This is a genomic window from Paramagnetospirillum magnetotacticum MS-1, assembly GCF_000829825.1.
GTDB lineage: Bacteria > Pseudomonadota > Alphaproteobacteria > Rhodospirillales > Magnetospirillaceae > Phaeospirillum > Phaeospirillum magnetotacticum.
In genome coordinates, this window is sequence record NZ_JXSL01000030.1 from 352,714 (window position 1) to 367,315 (window position 14,602).

A 14,602-nucleotide genomic window follows, 5' to 3' on the forward strand; every position below is an offset into this window, starting at 1 on the left:
CTTTTTCTTTGCCCATTTCAAATCCGCATTCCTTGACCGAATTGAGCAAGGCACCTACCTTTCCCATGGAGAAGGAGTGAGTCCATGTCGTTCAAGGGTACCGATAGCTATGTGGCGACCGAAGACCTGCTGGTCGCCGTCAATGCCGCGCTCAAACTCGAACGCCCCCTGCTGATCAAGGGCGAGCCGGGAACCGGTAAGACCGTTCTGGCCGCCGAGGTGGCCAAGGCGCTGGGCCGTCCTTTGCTGCAATGGCATGTCAAGTCCACCACCAAGGCGCAGCAAGGCCTTTATGAATACGACGCGGTGGCGCGCCTGCGCGATTCCCAACTGGGTGACGCCCGCGTCCACGATATCTCCAACTACATCGTCAAGGGCAAGCTATGGGAGGCCTTCGACGCGCCCGCCCCGCCGGTCCTGCTCATCGACGAGATCGACAAGGCCGATATCGAGTTCCCCAACGACCTGCTGCTGGAACTGGACCGCATGGAGTTCCATGTCTATGAGACCAAGCAGGTGGTCAAGGCGGCGCAGCGTCCCATGGTGATCATCACGTCCAACAACGAGAAGGAACTGCCCGACGCCTTCCTGCGCCGCTGTTTCTTCCACTACATCCGCTTTCCCGACCGCGAGACCATGGAGCGCATCGTCGCCGTGCACTATCCCGGCATCAAACCGGCCCTGCTGCACGAGGCGCTGACCGTGTTCTTCGACATCCGCGAGGTGGCGGGGCTGAAGAAGAAGCCGTCCACGTCGGAATTGCTGGACTGGATCAAGCTGCTTTTGTCCGAGGATCTGTCGCCCGACGATCTGCGCGCCAAGGACAAGAGCACCCTGATCCCCAAGCTGCACGGCGCCCTGCTGAAGAACGAGCAGGATGTGCACCTGTTCGAGCGGCTGGCCTTTCTCAGCCGGCGGGAGGGACGCTGATGGCCGTCATCGCCTGGACCGAGGCCATGAGCGTGGATGACGCCGCCCTCGACAAGGATCACCAGAAGCTGATTCGCATGATCAACGATCTGGATCAGGCCGCCCCCGATTTCATGGAACTGTTCAACGCCGTCCTCGACTACACCACCGGGCATTTCGAGCGCGAGGAAACCCATCTGGACGCCATCGGCTTTCCTGGCCTGGACGCCCATCGCGTCCAGCACGACGACTTCGCCGATCAGGTGGCCGACATGCTGCGCCAATACCGCGACAGCCCCTTCGACGCGGGCGACACCCGACTGAAGGACTTTCTGTGGACCTGGCTGAAAGGCCATATCCTGATCGAGGACCAGCGCTATGCCGCCTGGGCCCGGGCCAAGGGCGGCTGAGCCCCACCATGTTCCTCACCCTCTTCCTCGAGCTGCGCGACGCCAAGGTGCCGGTCACCTTGAAGGAGTACCTTACCCTGCTCGAAGCGCTGGCCGAGGGCGTGGCCGAGATGAGCGTCGATACCTTCTACTACTTGTCGCGCTCATGCCTGGTGAAGGACGAGCGTAATCTGGACAAGTTCGACCGGGTGTTCGGCCGGGTGTTCAACGGCGTGGTGGGAGAGAGCGATGAACTGGCCGCCGCGCTCAAAGCCGCCATCCCCGAGGAATGGCTGCGAAAGCTGGCGGAAAAGCACCTGACGCCGGAAGAGATGGAACAGGTCAAGTCGGCGGGCGGCTTCGAAAAGCTGATGGAGACCCTGAAAAAACGCCTGGAGGAACAGAAGGAACGCCATCAGGGCGGCTCCAAATGGATCGGAACGGCGGGAACCTCCCCCTTCGGCGCCTATGGCTACAACCCGGAAGGCGTGCGCATCGGCCAGCATGAATCGCGGCACCGCCGCGCGGTCAAGGTGTGGGACGAGCGCACTTACAAGAATCTCGACGACGGCATCGAACTGGGCACGCGGAACTTCCGCATGGCGTTGCGTCGGCTTCGCCGCTTCGCCCGCGAAGGCGCCGCCACCGAACTGGACCTGCCCGGCACCATCACCTCGACGGCGCGGGCGGGCGGCTGGCTTGATCTTCAGATGCGGCCAGAGCGCCACAACAAGATCAAGGTCCTGCTGCTGCTCGATATCGGCGGCTCCATGGACGAGCATGTGCGCATCTGCGAGGAACTGTTTTCGGCGGTGCGCTCCGAGTTCAAGCATCTCGAACACTTCTATTTCCACAACTGCCCCTATTCCGGCCTGTGGAAGGACAATCGCCGCCGCCACCAGGATGTCACCAATACCCTGGACGTCATCCACACCTACCCGTCCGATTACAAGCTGATCTTCGTGGGCGACGCCGCCATGAGCCCCTACGAGATCACCATGCCGGGCGGCGCGGTGGAGGAATGGAACGAAGAACCTGGCCATGTCTGGATGCGCCGCCTGCTGGACCAGTGGCCCAGCGCCGTCTGGCTCAATCCCGCGCCCCAGGCCCGCTGGCACTGGACCCATTCCACCCAGCTTATCGGCCAACTGATGGGGGGGCGCATGCATCCGCTGACCTTGGAAGGCATCGACGGCGCCATGCGGGATCTGAACCGCAATTCCATCCGGGTCTGACGGTCGCCCAGCGGAGACAACCATGAACCGGACGATCCTGCGTCATTTTTAACGCCCGATGGTCTAATGACGGATAGCCGATATTGGTCTGCGGCAGTCATGTGCTAGCCTGCACCCGCTGACTGTTCTATGGGGAGAATGGGACCGGATGGCCGACGGGGGTAAGCGAACCCTGACATGGCTGGGGGGAGCGCGCGGCCACCTCTTCCAGGTGGTGGTGTTGGGTCTTGTTCCCGCCATCTTTCTCGGCACATTGGCGATCATCACCCAACTGGTCGAAACCCTGACCCTGCAAGCGGCTGGCGCCCAGGTGGAAGCCCTGGCGCGCATGGCCGCCGCCATCCATAACCGCGGCCTGGAAAGCTCGCGCGAGGCACTGGCCGCCCTGGCCACCGACCCCGAAGACGACGAATGCGGCAGCCACTACCGCCATTTCCTGCTGGCCGTCGAAGGCCATGAAGGATTTCTGCGCACGGACGCCTCGGGAAAGGTGGGGTGCAGCATTTCCCAGGGAACCGACATCACCTGGCTGGCCAAGGGTCCCCATATCGGCGGCAGCCTGGAAAGCGGAGGCTTCGCCACCGCGCCCTATGTCCTGCTCAAGGAGGGACGCGCCGCCCTGCCCATGGCCTATCCCATCTTGGACTGGATGGGCTCGCCGCGCGGCGTGATCGCCACCGCGCGTTCGCTCGATCACCTGGCCCGGGCGGTGGCGCCGCCCGTCCTGCCCGAAGGCGCCCGCCTGTTGGTCCTGAAATCCGACGGCACCGTCCTGGCGCGGGTGCCGCCCTTGCCCGAGCCCGGCCCCACCGTGACCCCCGTTCCCGAATTGCGCGAAGCGGCCGCCAGGGGCACCGCCGGGTCCTTTACCGCCACCTCCATCACCGGCGAAACATCGGTCTTCGGCATCGCGCCGTTGGGCCGCATGGCGCCCGAGACCATTGTGGCAGTTACCGTGCCGGTGGATATGCTGGGCGGGCCGGAACGCCAGTTCCTGCGCATGGCCATCATGGCTTTCGGCATCGCCGGATCGGGTGTGGTGCTGCTGCTGTGGTATTCCAGCCGGCGGCTCTTGTTCCTGCCGCTGGGCCGCCTGGCCGACGCCATGCGCCGGGTGCGGGCTGGCGACATGAGTGCGCAGGCCGGTGGCGGGATCGGCGAAGTGGGCGAGATGGGCGACACCTTCGACACCATGGTCGGCGCGTTGAACGAACGCGAGGCCCGGTTGGCCGATAGCGAGGACCGCTTCCGCGCCACCTTTGATCAGGCGGCAGTGGGGATGAGCCATTCCACCCCCGACCGGCGTTTCATCCGCATGAACCGCCGTTTCGCCTCCATGCTGGGCTATGAGCCCGAGGAACTGATCGGCCGCTCCACCCTCAGCATCACCCATCCCGAGGACCGCATCCTGGCGACCGATGAAATCGCCGCCATGATCCGCGGAGACATTCAGAGCTTCGCCACGGAAAAGCGCTATATCCGCAAGGATGGCTCTATCGCCTGGGTCAATCTGACTCTGTCGGCTCTGCGCCGCGACGGGCGGGTGGAATATCTGATCGGCGTGACCGAGGATATCGAGCGGCGTAAACAGGCCGAGGTCCAGCTCCTGGCCGCCAAGGAACAGGCGGAAAGCGCCAGCCGCGCCAAAAGCGATTTCCTGGCCGGGATGAGCCATGAACTGCGTACCCCGCTCAACGCCATTATCGGTTTTGCCGAAACCATGTATTCCCAGGTTTTGGGACCCATCCCCGAGCGATACCGCGAATATGCCGGCGATATCGCGGCGTCCGGGCGCCATCTGTTGGGCATCATCACCGACATCCTGGATCTGGCCAAGATCGAGGCGGGACGGATGGAACTTGACGAAAATCCCGTGGAAATCGCGCCCGTGGTCGAGGCCGCCATCCGCCTTCTGCGTGATCGCGGCACGGCCGCCCGTCTGGACCTGCACAGCGATATTCCCGCCAGCCTACCCCGGATTCTGGCCGATGAGCGGCGCATCCGCCAGGTGGTGATCAATCTGCTGGCCAATGCGGTAAAATTCACCCCCCATGGGGGATCGGTGAGCGTATCCGCCAATCTCACCACCGATGGCGGCCTGGCGCTTCACGTTTCCGACACTGGAATCGGCATGACCGACGAGGAGATGAGTCAGGCCGTGGAACCCTTCGTCCAGGTGGACGCCCGCATCGCGCGGCGCCACGAGGGCACCGGCCTGGGACTGCCCATGGTGGCCGCCATCATGGAAATGCACCGCGGCACCATCGCCATCGCCAGCCGCCCCAACCAAGGCACCACGGTCACAGTGACCTTCCCCCGCGATCGGGTGCTTAGCGCCGATCCGGCCGGGTGATGAACGCGGCCATGGCCGCAACCACCTCCTGCTCGCGCCCGAAATAGCCGTGGGGCGACATGGCTTCGCAGGCCCCGGATCGGGCCTCGGCTCCGCCCTCGACCATCAACAGGTCGCGCCGCCGTGATTTCGCCAAGGCCTCGGCCACCCGTGGCGCATCCGCAGGAGGGGTCACCTCGCAGGCATCCCCGGCATGGGCCACGACCAGGGCAGGAATGGTCACCTCATCCAATCCCAAACCCAGAACGCCATTGGGGGGGTAGGAATGCTTGCGATGCCCGCGGGTGATGGACGACGTCAAAATCAGACCATCCACCCGATCACCCAGACGGGCCGCCCCTTGCGCCGCCGACAATGTGCCCATGCTGGTCCCGATCAGCCATACCGGGATGCCCCCGTTTTCGCGCTTCAGCACCGCCGCCAGGGCGGCGATATCGGCCATGTGCTCGTCCGACAACCGGAAGCTGGTGGTCATGCCCCCCCCCTGATCCGAGGGAGCGTCGATGGTGGCCACCAGGATGCCCGCCGAGGCCAGCAACCGGCGGGTCCGCACCAGGAAATTGCCGCGCCCGAATGGCACCGGTTCGGCAATCTCCATACCGGGCCGGACGCCGACACTGCCTTCGCCCCCGGTGAAGAGTATGGCCGCCGCCACCGGTGGCGCGGCTGGCACCGCCAGGTAGTAGGCCGTGACGACCCCCGGACGGCTTTCCATCTCCACGGCCCGCTCGCTCACGGCTGTTTCACCGCCCATTGCCGCGCCGCCCGCCAGCAAGAGCATCGTGACCAGCAACCGTCCAAGCATCATGTCGCTCCCCAAGCCGCTGGCTCCCAAACCCGCATCATGGCACAGTAGGCTGACAACCTTAATGGATCGCTCCGAGGCTCATGGTCAGCGAACTTCTCCGTCCCGATTCCGAATTCTCCCGAGCCGTATACAAGGAGATCCGCCCAGCCATACCCCGTGCACAATGGCCGACGAGCGCCCTGCGCGCCAGTTTCACCCCCAGCAGCGACGGCCTGGCCCTGATCGCCGCCTTCGAGGGACTGCCCCCCGCCTATGCCGCCGTGGCGGCCCAGGTGGTGCTGCGCGCCAAGGTTGATCTCGTCCTGGTCTCGCCCGTGGCGGTTCTGGCCTCCGCCGTGGTTTACATGCGGCGTTGGCGCGACACGTTTCTCTATGCGCTGCTGCCCCTGCTGTTCGCCATCCCTCTGATGGCGCCCCTGGGAGACGCGGCCATGCGGGCCAGTTTCGTCCTGTTTTCCCTGAACATGGCGGCCCTGCTGGTCACCCATGCCCGCCTGCTGCAGCGGCGCGCCAAACTGCAACAGGGGCGCTTTATCGCCGAAATCCCCTCGCCCGGCCTGCGCATCAAGGTGCCCCAGGGAACGCCGCTCCATCCCCAGGACTGAGGGTTCAGGGCACGGTGGCCGTCTCCTTGGCGCGGCGCTTGACCTCCGTCCAGACTTCGTCGTGACGCCGTTCCGCCGCCTCGACGCAGGAGGGCAGAAAACCCACCTTGGCGGGCCATGGCGCCACCAGTTCCGGCGCGCTCAGCACCGATGGCAGGAGAAAGCGCTCGCTGCCGCGGATCATGTTGGCATAACCGTTGAAGCTCGAATCCAGGGCCGCGTTTTCCGGCCGCAGCATGAAGGTCAGGAACTTCACGGCATTGGCCCGGTTCGGCGGATTTCGCGGCACAACCACCACATCGGTCCACACCAGATTGCCTTCCCGCGGATAGGCATAGGCCAGGCTGGGCCGCTTTTCCCTGGCCCGCATGACGTCACCGTTCCAGCCCACCACCAGAACCATGGCGGGATCGGTCAAGACCGTCATCACCCGGTCGACGGGCACCAGCCGGCTATGCGCCACGACCGGCTCGAGCAGGCGAGAGGCCTTTTCCAGCTTGCCCTCGTCCATGGTGCAGCGCCCCTCGCCCAGATAGATCAGGGCCAGTTGGACCATCTCGCCGTCATCGAGCAGACCGATCCGGCCTTCGATCTCGGGCGGGGGATCGAAGAGCAGGCGCAGCGAATCGATATCGCCGCGATGAATGGAAGTGTCCACGGCAAAAGCGGTGGTCCCCCACTGATGGGGAATGGTGTATTCGTTGCGCGGATCGAAGGATCGGGACCGCCAGGGGTCCTCCACATTCCAAAACCCGTTGAGCCGGTCGGCCAGCACCCGCTCGATCAGCCCCTCGCGGATCAATTGGCCCACGCGGTAATCGGGAGAAAAGGCGATGTCGAAGCCCGACTTCGCCCCGATAAGCCCGCCGACCACCTGATCGTGGTCGGCCACCACGGTCAGGTTCACGGTGATGCCGGTCTCGCGCTCGAACTTGCGCAGCAATTCCGGCGAAAGATAGGACGACCGGGTCAGAACCCGCAACTCGCTGGCCGCCGTGTCGACCCCCGCAAGCAGGAGAACGGCAAGCAGAACCAGCAGGCGCCGCATCATCACTCCTCGTCCTCGATACGCTGCATATCCTCGTCGGACAGTCCGAAGTGATGGCCGATCTCGTGAATCAGCACATGCTTGACCAGAGTGGAGATATCCTCGCCGGTCTCGCACCAGTAATCGAGGATGGGGCGGCGATAGAGAAAGATCATATCCACATCACCCGGAACGCCCCCGAAGGCGTGGATGTCCATGGCCGATCCGCGATAAAGCCCAAGCAGATCGAAGGGACTTTCCAGGTCCATCTCGCGCTCCACCTCCTCGTCGGGGAAGTCGTCGACGCGGATCACCACATCGGCGGCGTAAAGGCGCAGTTCCTCGGGAATATCGGCGAAAGCCGCCTGGGCGATGGTCTCCAGATCGGCCAGGGTGGGGGGGGCGCTATGGTGGGGCATGACTCTGCTCATGAATCAGAATCTACCCTGTCCTTGCGCCCGGCACCAGGGGTCCCCACTCTTCACAACAGCACACAAAAAAGGAGAGACCGCCATGATCGCCAGGCTAAGCCCCGACGAGCGTAAGGCCGCCCTGGCCACGTTGGACGGCTGGACCGAGGCCGAGGGGCGAGACGCCATCGCGCGTTCGCTGCGCTTCGCGGATTTCGCCCAGGCCTTCGCCTTCATGACCCAAGTCGCCCTGGCCGCCGAGAAGATGAATCATCACCCGGAATGGTTCAATGTCTGGAATCGGATAGACGTCACCCTTTCCACCCATGACGCGGGCGGAGTGACGCAAAAGGACATCGATCTGGCCCGCGCCATCAACGGCGCGGCCAGTCGTGCCGGGTCCGGCGGAACTGCCTAGACCGAAATATCCAGCACCTGGCCCACCGCGCCACTCTTGGCGACGGACTCGGCCACGGCGGCGGCCTGCTGCGCTGGCTGCCCACCTTGGGTGAGCACCTGAGCGACGGCTAGAGCCGCGTTCTCTTCCTGTTTGGCAGCGGTCAGGGGGGCCTGTAACCCGGCCTGCGCACGCTGAAGGTAAAGCACCGAATTCCCGGCGCCGACGGATGATGCGTCCATGGTCCTGCCTTTCTGGCTGAACGTTAGACAGTCACGTTAACGCATTCTTTAGGAAATGTCACGATCAGGATTCTAAGGCTGGGGATCGCCCGCCAGTTCCCGCATGACCTGGCCCAGCAATTGGCGGAAACGGGCGTCCTCGGGGCCATCGACCTTGACCACCCAGCCGCGCACCGAGGACAGCAAGGAGGCGCCGTCGCAGAACGCGGCCAGCAATTCCACCCGCCCGCCATCGGACTGGGCCAAGGCTGTCGCCACATTGCCAGCGCAAAGCGCGGCAGCGTCCAGGGAGGCAGGCGCCCCCAGGGCGACCACCACCCGGATCTTCGGATTCGGCGCCGCCTGGGCATCGTGGGTCATGGTAAAGGGACGGGCGGGAATGGCCGCCGACATGGCCCTCGCCACCCCGGCCCGCAATTCGCCCGCCCCAACACCGAAGGGATTGCCGTGCACTTCCAGCAGCAAGGGACCGGATGCGGTGGCGGAGAAGAAGGTACTCCAGGTCGCGGCGCTGCGATAGCCGCCCGGCACGGTCGAAGGGCCATCGCCGCATCCGCCCAGAAGGGCGGCAAGGACGGCGGCGCCCAGTGAAAACAGCTTCTTCATCATGCCCCCATGGTTGCGCCGACAGCACCTTTAGGCAAGCCCCTTCCTTTCCTTTTTCCCACGCCCGGAAACTACCTAATACTAGAGACGCGGTTCCGCATAGCACTCGACCGATGTTAGGGTGTTGACCGGAGTGGCGCTCGCGGCATGCGCCTTCCGGGCCAGGAGAGGGGTTGGGATAAAAATGACGCGCCGAGTCTGCGTCCTGATCATTGAGCCGAATGCGCACATGCGGCGGCTGATCGGCACCCTGATGGGGGCCGTGCCCGCCCATGAGGTGATCGAGGCCCGCACTCCGCAACAGGCTGTCGCCCTGGTGGCCGAACACTCCCCCCATCTGGTGATCATGGACTGGTCCGACGACCCCACCGAGGGCGTGCTGTTCGTCCACCGCCTGCGCCGGGGAGAAATCGGCCGGGCCGATGTGCCGGTCCTGGCCATCAGCCCGTCCCTGCACCATGCGGTGCTGGAATCGGCAGTGGAGACCGGCATCGACGACATCATCGCCAAGCCCATTTCCGCCGTTGAAATCATTGCGCGGGCCACCGACTTGATCGAACAGGATCGTCGGCGCGGCGAATCGACGGAACAGGCAGCGGAATAGCTCCCCATGGCCGGTGACGGCAAGTTCCCCGAATTATCTCCCGAAGCCCTGGCCCGCGCCGAAGCCGCCCTGGCCGGGCTGTCCGGCCGCTATCTGGAATGGGCCGAGGCCGACGCCGCCCGGATGCGTGCCTGCCTGGACGAGATCCAGGCATCCCAGGCCGATCTTGCCCAATTGCTGCCCCGACTGTTCACCATCAGCCACGATATGAAGGGCCAGGCCGCCACATTCGGCTATCCCCTGGTCAGCGAACTGGGCAACCGGCTATGCCGGATGATCGAGAGCCGTCCGGCCCCCACCCCCCAGGACGTGTCTTGCATGGCGCGACTGGGCAACGCCATGGCCCGCATCATCACCGAGCGCATGGCCGGTGACGGCGGCGAGGCCGGCCGCGCCCTGGTGGCGGAACTGCCGTCAGAGCCCGGACAGATCCCGTAATTCCTGCACCAGCTGACGGGCCCGGCCCGACTGGCGCGGGTTCATGGCCTTGGCGATGGCGTCACGGGCGGCCTTGGCGCTTTCCTCGCCCTGGGCGGCGGCAAGCTCGTACATGACATAGGCGCGCACCGGGTCCTTGACATAGAAGCCCTGCCCCTTGGCCGCCAGATCGCCCAAGGCAAGCAAAGCCTCGGCATGGCCCTGGACGGCGGCGGCTTCCAGCCAGGCCACGCCCTCGACCATGTCCATGGGCAGTTCCATACCCTTCACCTTGGCCGAACCCAGCAGGTACTGAGCCTCCACATGGCCTTTGGCGGCGGCAGAACGCAGCCAACGCTCGCCCTCGTTGATGCCGGGACGCAGTTGCACCGCCTTGCCCTCCTCGGCATTGGGCGGCTTTACCGGATACCATACCGCGCCGAAAGGAAGGCTCTTGCGCTCGGCGTCCTTGAGGTTCCATTCCTCGTCGGCCGGATTGCGCCACTGGGCCGGAAGCGACAGCAACAGGCGGCCCAGGCGGAAGCGGGCCTCCAGATCGCCCTTCAGCAGGGCGGCGCGGCGATAAAGGGCCTCGGCCTGATCGGGATCGGGAGGCGCGCCGTGACCGCGTTCCAGCACATCGGCCAACCCCATCATGGCCCGCAGATCGCCCCCTTCGGCGGCATCGGCCAGCCAGGAAATGCCGTCATGGCTGCCGATGGCGTGAACCTCGCCGTCCACGAACAGTTCGACCCAGCGCTTGCGGGCATGGGCATCGCCCAGGGTTCCGGCCTTGTACCACCAGTTTCCCGCGGCATTGAGGTCGCGCGTCACACCCTTGCCGGTCTCGAAGGCCTTGGCCGCCTCGACGGCGGCGGCGGCATGCCCCCCGGCCCCCGCCAGGGTAAACCACACCAGCGCTGTCCGGGCATCGGGCTTGAGGCCGTGACCGCCATCGCGATAGGCCAGGGCCAACTGATACTGGGCTTCCATGTCGCCATTGGCGGCCAGGGCCGTCAGACTGGCGTGGCGCGCCTCGGCGGCGGCGGCGGGCTTGGCCGCCTTCTTGGTCGCCGCCCCGGCGCCTTCAGCCAGGGGCAAGGAGAGGGCGAGCAATGCGGCGACGGAAGCGGCGATCCTCATGAAACGGCACTTTCCACAATCTGGATGTCGGGCGCGCATGATTCCACTTCCCAAGCGGTAAGGCAATCGGAGCTTCGACCTTGGTCCAACGCTCCATTCCGATCAGCCATTCTATCACAAAATCAGGATCATCCTTGCACTCGTGCGCCCGCGCGCGTACCTTCGCCCCCCGCGAATTCTCTCATCTTCTTCGAGGACCCGACCCATGCCGTTCATCGCCGACAGGCTTTCCGCCATCAAGCCGTCCCCGACCATCGCGGTGACCCAGAAGGCCGCCGAACTGAAGGCCGCAGGCCGCGACGTCATCGGCCTGGGCGCGGGCGAGCCCGACTTCGACACCCCCGACAACATCAAGACCGCGGCCAAGGTCGCCATCGACAAGGGCCTGACCAAGTACGGCCCCCCCGCTGGCACCGTGGACCTGCGCAACGCCATCGCCGCCAAGTTCAAGCGCGAGAACGGCCTGGACTACACCGCCGATCAGGTCACGGTGGGCGTCGGCGGCAAGGGCGTGATCTTCAACGCCTTCATGGCCACCATCAATCCCGGCGACGAAGTGATTGTGCCCGCCCCCTATTGGGTGAGCTATCCCGACATCGCCCTGATGTTCGGCGGCAAGCCGGTCTTCGTTCCCTGTCCCGAGGCCGCGGGCTTCAAGCTGCAGCCCGCCGACCTGGAAGCGGCCATCACGCCCAAGACCAAGTGGCTGGTGCTGAACTCGCCGTCCAACCCGACGGGCGCGGCCTATTCCTGGGATGAGATGAAGGCGCTGACCGACGTGTTGGTCAAGCACCCCCATGTGTGGATCATGTCCGACGACATGTACGAGCATCTGGTCTATGACGACTTCAAGTTCTGCACCCCCGCCCAGGTGGAGCCCAAGCTTTATGACCGCACGCTGACCATGAACGGCGTGTCCAAGGCCTATGCCATGACCGGCTGGCGCGTCGGCTATGCCGCCGGGCCGGTGGCCATCATCAAGGCCATCAACATGATCCAGTCCCAGTCGGTGACCCATACCTCGTCCATCAGCCAGGCCGCTTCGGTCGAGGCCCTGAACGGCACCCAGGACTTCATCCCGAAGAACGCCGCCGTGTTCAAGCGCCGCCGCGACCTGATCGTCGGCCTGTTGAACCAGTGCCCCGGCATCACCTGCCGCACCCCGGAAGGCGCCTTCTACGTCTATCCGTCCTGCGCTGGCGTGATCGGCAAGAAGACCCCCGACGGCAAAGTCATCAACAGCGACACCGACTTCGTCGGCGCGCTGCTCGAGGCCGAGGGCGTGGCGGTGGTTCAGGGCGCGGCCTTCGGCCTGGAGCCCTATTTCCGCATCTCCTACGCCACCTCGGACGCCGCGCTGACCAAGGCCGCCGAGCGCATCAAGCGCTTCTGCGAAAGCCTGAAGTAGCCGCACACCAGATCCCGATGAGCCGAACTCATCGGGATCGCCCTCAAACGGCGGGCGGACGCTGTGCGTCCTTGCCTTCCGCCGCATAAGCGGCGCGGCCCCATGGGCCTAACGGCAAAATAATGGGGCGGTTCCGCGAGGAACCGCCCCTTGCCGTTTCACCTCCGCCCGGATCAGGCCGCCTGCGTCCTGATCTCGCGCAGGAAGCCGTCGATCTCGCGGGTGAGCGTCCCGTTCTGGGTCACCATGTCGCGGGCGGAGCCAGCCACTTCCTCGGCGGCGGACTTGGAGGTCCGGGCCCCGTCGGAGACACGGCCGATATGCTCGGACACTTCGCGGGTGCCACGCGCCGCTTCCTGGACGCTGCGGGTGATTTCGTGGATGGCGGCGTTCTGCTCCTCCACCGCGCTGGCGATGGAAGACGTTGCCTCATCCACTTTGTTGATGGTCTCGCCGATATGGCGGATAGCGGCGACCGCGCGGGTGGTCTCCGTCTGCACCGCGGCGATCTGGGTGGTGATTTCCTGGGTCGCCTTGGCGGTCTGGTTGGCCAGGGTTTTCACCTCCCCCGCCACCACGGCAAAGCCTTTTCCGGCTTCGCCCGCCCGCGCGGCCTCGATGGTGGCGTTGAGCGCCAGAAGATTGGTCTGGCCCGCGATGGCATCGATCAGTTTCACCACCTCGCCGATTCGGCCAGCGGCGGCGGCCAGGGCGGCGACCATGGCGTTGGTCTGCTCGGCCTCCTCGGCGGCGGCCCGCGCGATATCGGCGGTCAAGGCCACCTGGCGGGTGATCTCGTTGCCCGAAGAACTCAGCTCCTCGGCAGCCGATGCGACCGTCTGCACATTGGAGGAGGTCTGCTCGGTGGCGGCAACCACGGCGCTGGTCTGTTCCGATGTCTGGTCGGCGGTCTGGGTCATGGCCTGGGAAGCGCCGTTGAGACGCTGGCCCACCTGATTGATGGCATCCACCGCCGATTTGACCCGGTGTTCCAGTCCCTCTGCCATGTCTTGCAGCGCCCGGCTGCGCTCCTTTGCCGCGGTGTTCTTGAACTGCTCCTGCTCGTCGAGAAGGCGGCGGTTCTCCTTGGCATTCCCCCGGAAGACTTCCATGGCACGGGCCAAAGACCCGATCTCGTCATTGCGCCCCGTCCCCTCCACTTGCCGATCGGTATCGCCATCGGCCAAGGCCCTCATGCGGTTCACCAGCCCCCCCAGGGGCCCCGTGATGGAGCGCGCAATCAAGACCGCCACCACGGCGGCCAGAAGCCCCAAAATCGCGGCTTTCACCCCCAGATCAACAGCCTTGGCGCGATAGGCCTCGTCGATGTCGTCGATGTATACGCCAGTCCCCAGAACCCAATTCCAGGGGCGGTAATTGGCGACGTAAACCAGCTTCGGAACCGGTGGCGCGTCCTTCACCCGCGCCCAGTGATAGCTGGCGAAACCGGACCCGGCGGGGCTTTGCGCCACATCGTTCATGGCACGGGTGACATAGACCCCCTTGGGGTCCTTCATTTCCGACTGGTCCTGGCCTTCCATCTCGGGACGCATGGGATGCATCAGCGGACGCATGTCGTATGTGTTGATGAAGACGTAATCATTGTTGCCATAACGCCAGCCGCGCAGCGTGTCCTTGGCCAGGCGCTGGGCCTGTTCCTCGCTGAACTCGCCCTTGGCGGCACGGGCACGGAAGCTTTCGACCACGCTGGCCGCGGAATCCACGACTTGTCGCAGCGCCTGGCGGCGATCATCCATGAGGGTCTCGCGGGTCGAGGACAGACTTTGAACGGCAAGCAGTCCCAGTCCAACCACCAGCAAGGCAACCAGAGACCAGATCTTGCCACCAATTCCAAGCTTCATCCCACCCATGGCGAACCTCCTTCAGAACCGGCCACAAAGCCCCCTCCGGGAGACTCCGGGACGTACCGAGCCCGATAACCAAGCCTATCACTTTAGGTCTAGGTTAAGCCTTTTTTAATAAGATTTCGAGCTTCCCCGCGATTGTCTTTTCACTTCGGAATTAGAATAAACTGCACTTTCATGGCGT

Annotated in this window: 16 protein-coding genes; 9 read left to right on the top strand and 7 right to left on the bottom strand. The window is 64.9% G+C overall.

Annotated elements, in window-relative coordinates; translation table 11 throughout:
• The first annotated feature begins 84 nt into the window (after window positions 1-84).
• The 4 genes from CCC_RS14200 (at window position 85) to CCC_RS14215 (ending at window position 4,886) form a co-directional block, all read left to right on the top strand.
• Window positions 85-930, top strand: a complete 846-nt coding sequence (locus tag CCC_RS14200; protein ID WP_009871002.1) for an AAA family ATPase — start codon at window positions 85-87, stop codon at window positions 928-930.
• Window positions 930-1,319: a bacteriohemerythrin gene (locus tag CCC_RS14205; protein WP_009871001.1), complete on the top strand. Its 390-nt coding sequence runs from the start codon at window positions 930-932 to the stop codon at window positions 1,317-1,319. Before CCC_RS14200 ends, CCC_RS14205 begins: the two co-directional genes overlap by 1 nt.
• A gap of 8 nt (window positions 1,320-1,327) precedes the next feature.
• Window positions 1,328-2,533 carry a vWA domain-containing protein gene (locus tag CCC_RS14210; RefSeq protein WP_009871000.1) on the top strand — a complete coding sequence of 402 codons (1,206 nt, stop codon included), beginning with the start codon at window positions 1,328-1,330 and terminating at the stop codon, window positions 2,531-2,533.
• 148 nt (window positions 2,534-2,681) lie between these two features.
• Entirely contained in the window at window positions 2,682-4,886 is a 2,205-nt protein-coding gene (locus CCC_RS14215) for an ATP-binding protein (protein WP_009870999.1), read from the top strand.
• Here the strand turns inward: CCC_RS14215 and CCC_RS14220 are convergent.
• Entirely contained in the window at window positions 4,864-5,694 is an 831-nt protein-coding gene (locus tag CCC_RS14220) for an alpha/beta hydrolase (protein WP_009870998.1), read from the bottom strand. The two genes, CCC_RS14215 and CCC_RS14220, sit on opposite strands and share 23 nt — an antisense overlap.
• Before the next feature lie 80 nt (window positions 5,695-5,774).
• On the opposite strand from CCC_RS14220, the gene CCC_RS14225 reads away from it, so the two are divergent.
• The gene (locus CCC_RS14225) at window positions 5,775-6,299 is read left to right on the top strand and encodes a hypothetical protein (RefSeq protein WP_009870997.1); all 525 of its coding nucleotides are present in this window, start codon (window positions 5,775-5,777) and stop codon (window positions 6,297-6,299) included.
• A gap of 4 nt (window positions 6,300-6,303) precedes the next feature.
• On the opposite strand, the gene CCC_RS14230 is transcribed toward CCC_RS14225, so the two are convergent.
• Window positions 6,304-7,350 (bottom strand): extracellular solute-binding protein, encoded by a 1,047-nt coding sequence (locus CCC_RS14230; RefSeq protein WP_009870996.1) that lies wholly within the window; start codon window positions 7,348-7,350, stop codon window positions 6,304-6,306.
• Window positions 7,350-7,745 (bottom strand): metallopeptidase family protein, encoded by a 396-nt coding sequence (locus CCC_RS14235; RefSeq protein ID WP_009870995.1) that lies wholly within the window; start codon window positions 7,743-7,745, stop codon window positions 7,350-7,352. The genes CCC_RS14230 and CCC_RS14235 overlap by 1 nt, the downstream gene beginning before the upstream one ends.
• Before the next feature lie 10 nt (window positions 7,746-7,755).
• On the opposite strand from CCC_RS14235, the gene CCC_RS14240 reads away from it, so the two are divergent.
• Window positions 7,756-8,154: a 4a-hydroxytetrahydrobiopterin dehydratase gene (locus CCC_RS14240; RefSeq protein ID WP_082036629.1), complete on the top strand. Its 399-nt coding sequence runs from the start codon at window positions 7,756-7,758 to the stop codon at window positions 8,152-8,154.
• Here the strand turns inward: CCC_RS14240 and CCC_RS14245 are convergent.
• Window positions 8,151-8,375 carry a hypothetical protein gene (locus CCC_RS14245; protein ID WP_009870993.1) on the bottom strand — a complete coding sequence of 75 codons (225 nt, stop codon included), beginning with the start codon at window positions 8,373-8,375 and terminating at the stop codon, window positions 8,151-8,153. The genes CCC_RS14240 and CCC_RS14245 overlap by 4 nt on opposite strands.
• Before the next feature lie 72 nt (window positions 8,376-8,447).
• The gene (locus CCC_RS14250) at window positions 8,448-8,984 is read right to left on the bottom strand and encodes a hypothetical protein (RefSeq protein WP_009870992.1); all 537 of its coding nucleotides are present in this window, start codon (window positions 8,982-8,984) and stop codon (window positions 8,448-8,450) included.
• 181 nt (window positions 8,985-9,165) lie between these two features.
• Between CCC_RS14250 and CCC_RS14255 the strand changes: the two genes are divergently transcribed.
• Both CCC_RS14255 and CCC_RS14260 read left to right on the top strand, forming a co-directional pair.
• Entirely contained in the window at window positions 9,166-9,585 is a 420-nt protein-coding gene (locus CCC_RS14255; protein WP_082036630.1) for a response regulator, read from the top strand.
• Between the two features lie 6 nt (window positions 9,586-9,591).
• The gene (locus CCC_RS14260; RefSeq protein ID WP_009870990.1) at window positions 9,592-10,023 is read left to right on the top strand and encodes an Hpt domain-containing protein; all 432 of its coding nucleotides are present in this window, start codon (window positions 9,592-9,594) and stop codon (window positions 10,021-10,023) included.
• Here the strand turns inward: CCC_RS14260 and CCC_RS14265 are convergent.
• Complete coding sequence (locus tag CCC_RS14265) at window positions 10,000-11,145, bottom strand: tetratricopeptide repeat protein (RefSeq protein ID WP_009870989.1); 1,146 nt, start codon at window positions 11,143-11,145, stop codon at window positions 10,000-10,002. The genes CCC_RS14260 and CCC_RS14265 overlap by 24 nt on opposite strands.
• A 205-nt stretch (window positions 11,146-11,350) precedes the next feature.
• Here CCC_RS14265 and CCC_RS14270 point away from each other — a divergent pair, with 205 nt between their 5' ends.
• Window positions 11,351-12,553, top strand: a complete 1,203-nt coding sequence (locus CCC_RS14270) for a pyridoxal phosphate-dependent aminotransferase (RefSeq protein WP_009870988.1) — start codon at window positions 11,351-11,353, stop codon at window positions 12,551-12,553.
• A 173-nt stretch (window positions 12,554-12,726) separates the two neighbouring features.
• Here the strand turns inward: CCC_RS14270 and CCC_RS14275 are convergent, their stop codons facing one another.
• Window positions 12,727-14,424 (bottom strand): methyl-accepting chemotaxis protein, encoded by a 1,698-nt coding sequence (locus CCC_RS14275; RefSeq protein WP_041041931.1) that lies wholly within the window; start codon window positions 14,422-14,424, stop codon window positions 12,727-12,729.
• Window positions 14,425-14,602 lie beyond the last annotated feature (178 nt).

Excerpts from the sequence above, each read along its gene's own strand:
- CCC_RS14200 (WP_009871002.1), top strand. The coding sequence starts at position 85 with ATGTCGTTCAAGGGTACCGATAGCTATGTGGCGACCGAAGACCTGCTG.
- CCC_RS14205 (WP_009871001.1), top strand. The coding sequence starts at position 930 with ATGGCCGTCATCGCCTGGACCGAGGCCATGAGCGTGGATGACGCCGCC.
- CCC_RS14210 (WP_009871000.1), top strand. The coding sequence starts at position 1,328 with ATGTTCCTCACCCTCTTCCTCGAGCTGCGCGACGCCAAGGTGCCGGTC.
- CCC_RS14215 (WP_009870999.1), top strand. The coding sequence starts at position 2,682 with ATGGCCGACGGGGGTAAGCGAACCCTGACATGGCTGGGGGGAGCGCGC.
- CCC_RS14220 (WP_009870998.1), bottom strand. The coding sequence starts at position 5,694 with ATGATGCTTGGACGGTTGCTGGTCACGATGCTCTTGCTGGCGGGCGGC.
- CCC_RS14225 (WP_009870997.1), top strand. The coding sequence starts at position 5,775 with ATGGTCAGCGAACTTCTCCGTCCCGATTCCGAATTCTCCCGAGCCGTA.
- CCC_RS14230 (WP_009870996.1), bottom strand. The coding sequence starts at position 7,350 with ATGATGCGGCGCCTGCTGGTTCTGCTTGCCGTTCTCCTGCTTGCGGGG.
- CCC_RS14235 (WP_009870995.1), bottom strand. The coding sequence starts at position 7,745 with ATGCCCCACCATAGCGCCCCCCCCACCCTGGCCGATCTGGAGACCATC.
- CCC_RS14240 (WP_082036629.1), top strand. The coding sequence starts at position 7,756 with ATGAATCAGAATCTACCCTGTCCTTGCGCCCGGCACCAGGGGTCCCCA.
- CCC_RS14245 (WP_009870993.1), bottom strand. The coding sequence starts at position 8,375 with ATGGACGCATCATCCGTCGGCGCCGGGAATTCGGTGCTTTACCTTCAG.
- CCC_RS14250 (WP_009870992.1), bottom strand. The coding sequence starts at position 8,984 with ATGATGAAGAAGCTGTTTTCACTGGGCGCCGCCGTCCTTGCCGCCCTT.
- CCC_RS14255 (WP_082036630.1), top strand. The coding sequence starts at position 9,166 with ATGACGCGCCGAGTCTGCGTCCTGATCATTGAGCCGAATGCGCACATG.
- CCC_RS14260 (WP_009870990.1), top strand. The coding sequence starts at position 9,592 with ATGGCCGGTGACGGCAAGTTCCCCGAATTATCTCCCGAAGCCCTGGCC.
- CCC_RS14265 (WP_009870989.1), bottom strand. The coding sequence starts at position 11,145 with ATGAGGATCGCCGCTTCCGTCGCCGCATTGCTCGCCCTCTCCTTGCCC.
- CCC_RS14270 (WP_009870988.1), top strand. The coding sequence starts at position 11,351 with ATGCCGTTCATCGCCGACAGGCTTTCCGCCATCAAGCCGTCCCCGACC.
- CCC_RS14275 (WP_041041931.1), bottom strand. The coding sequence starts at position 14,424 with ATGGGTGGGATGAAGCTTGGAATTGGTGGCAAGATCTGGTCTCTGGTT.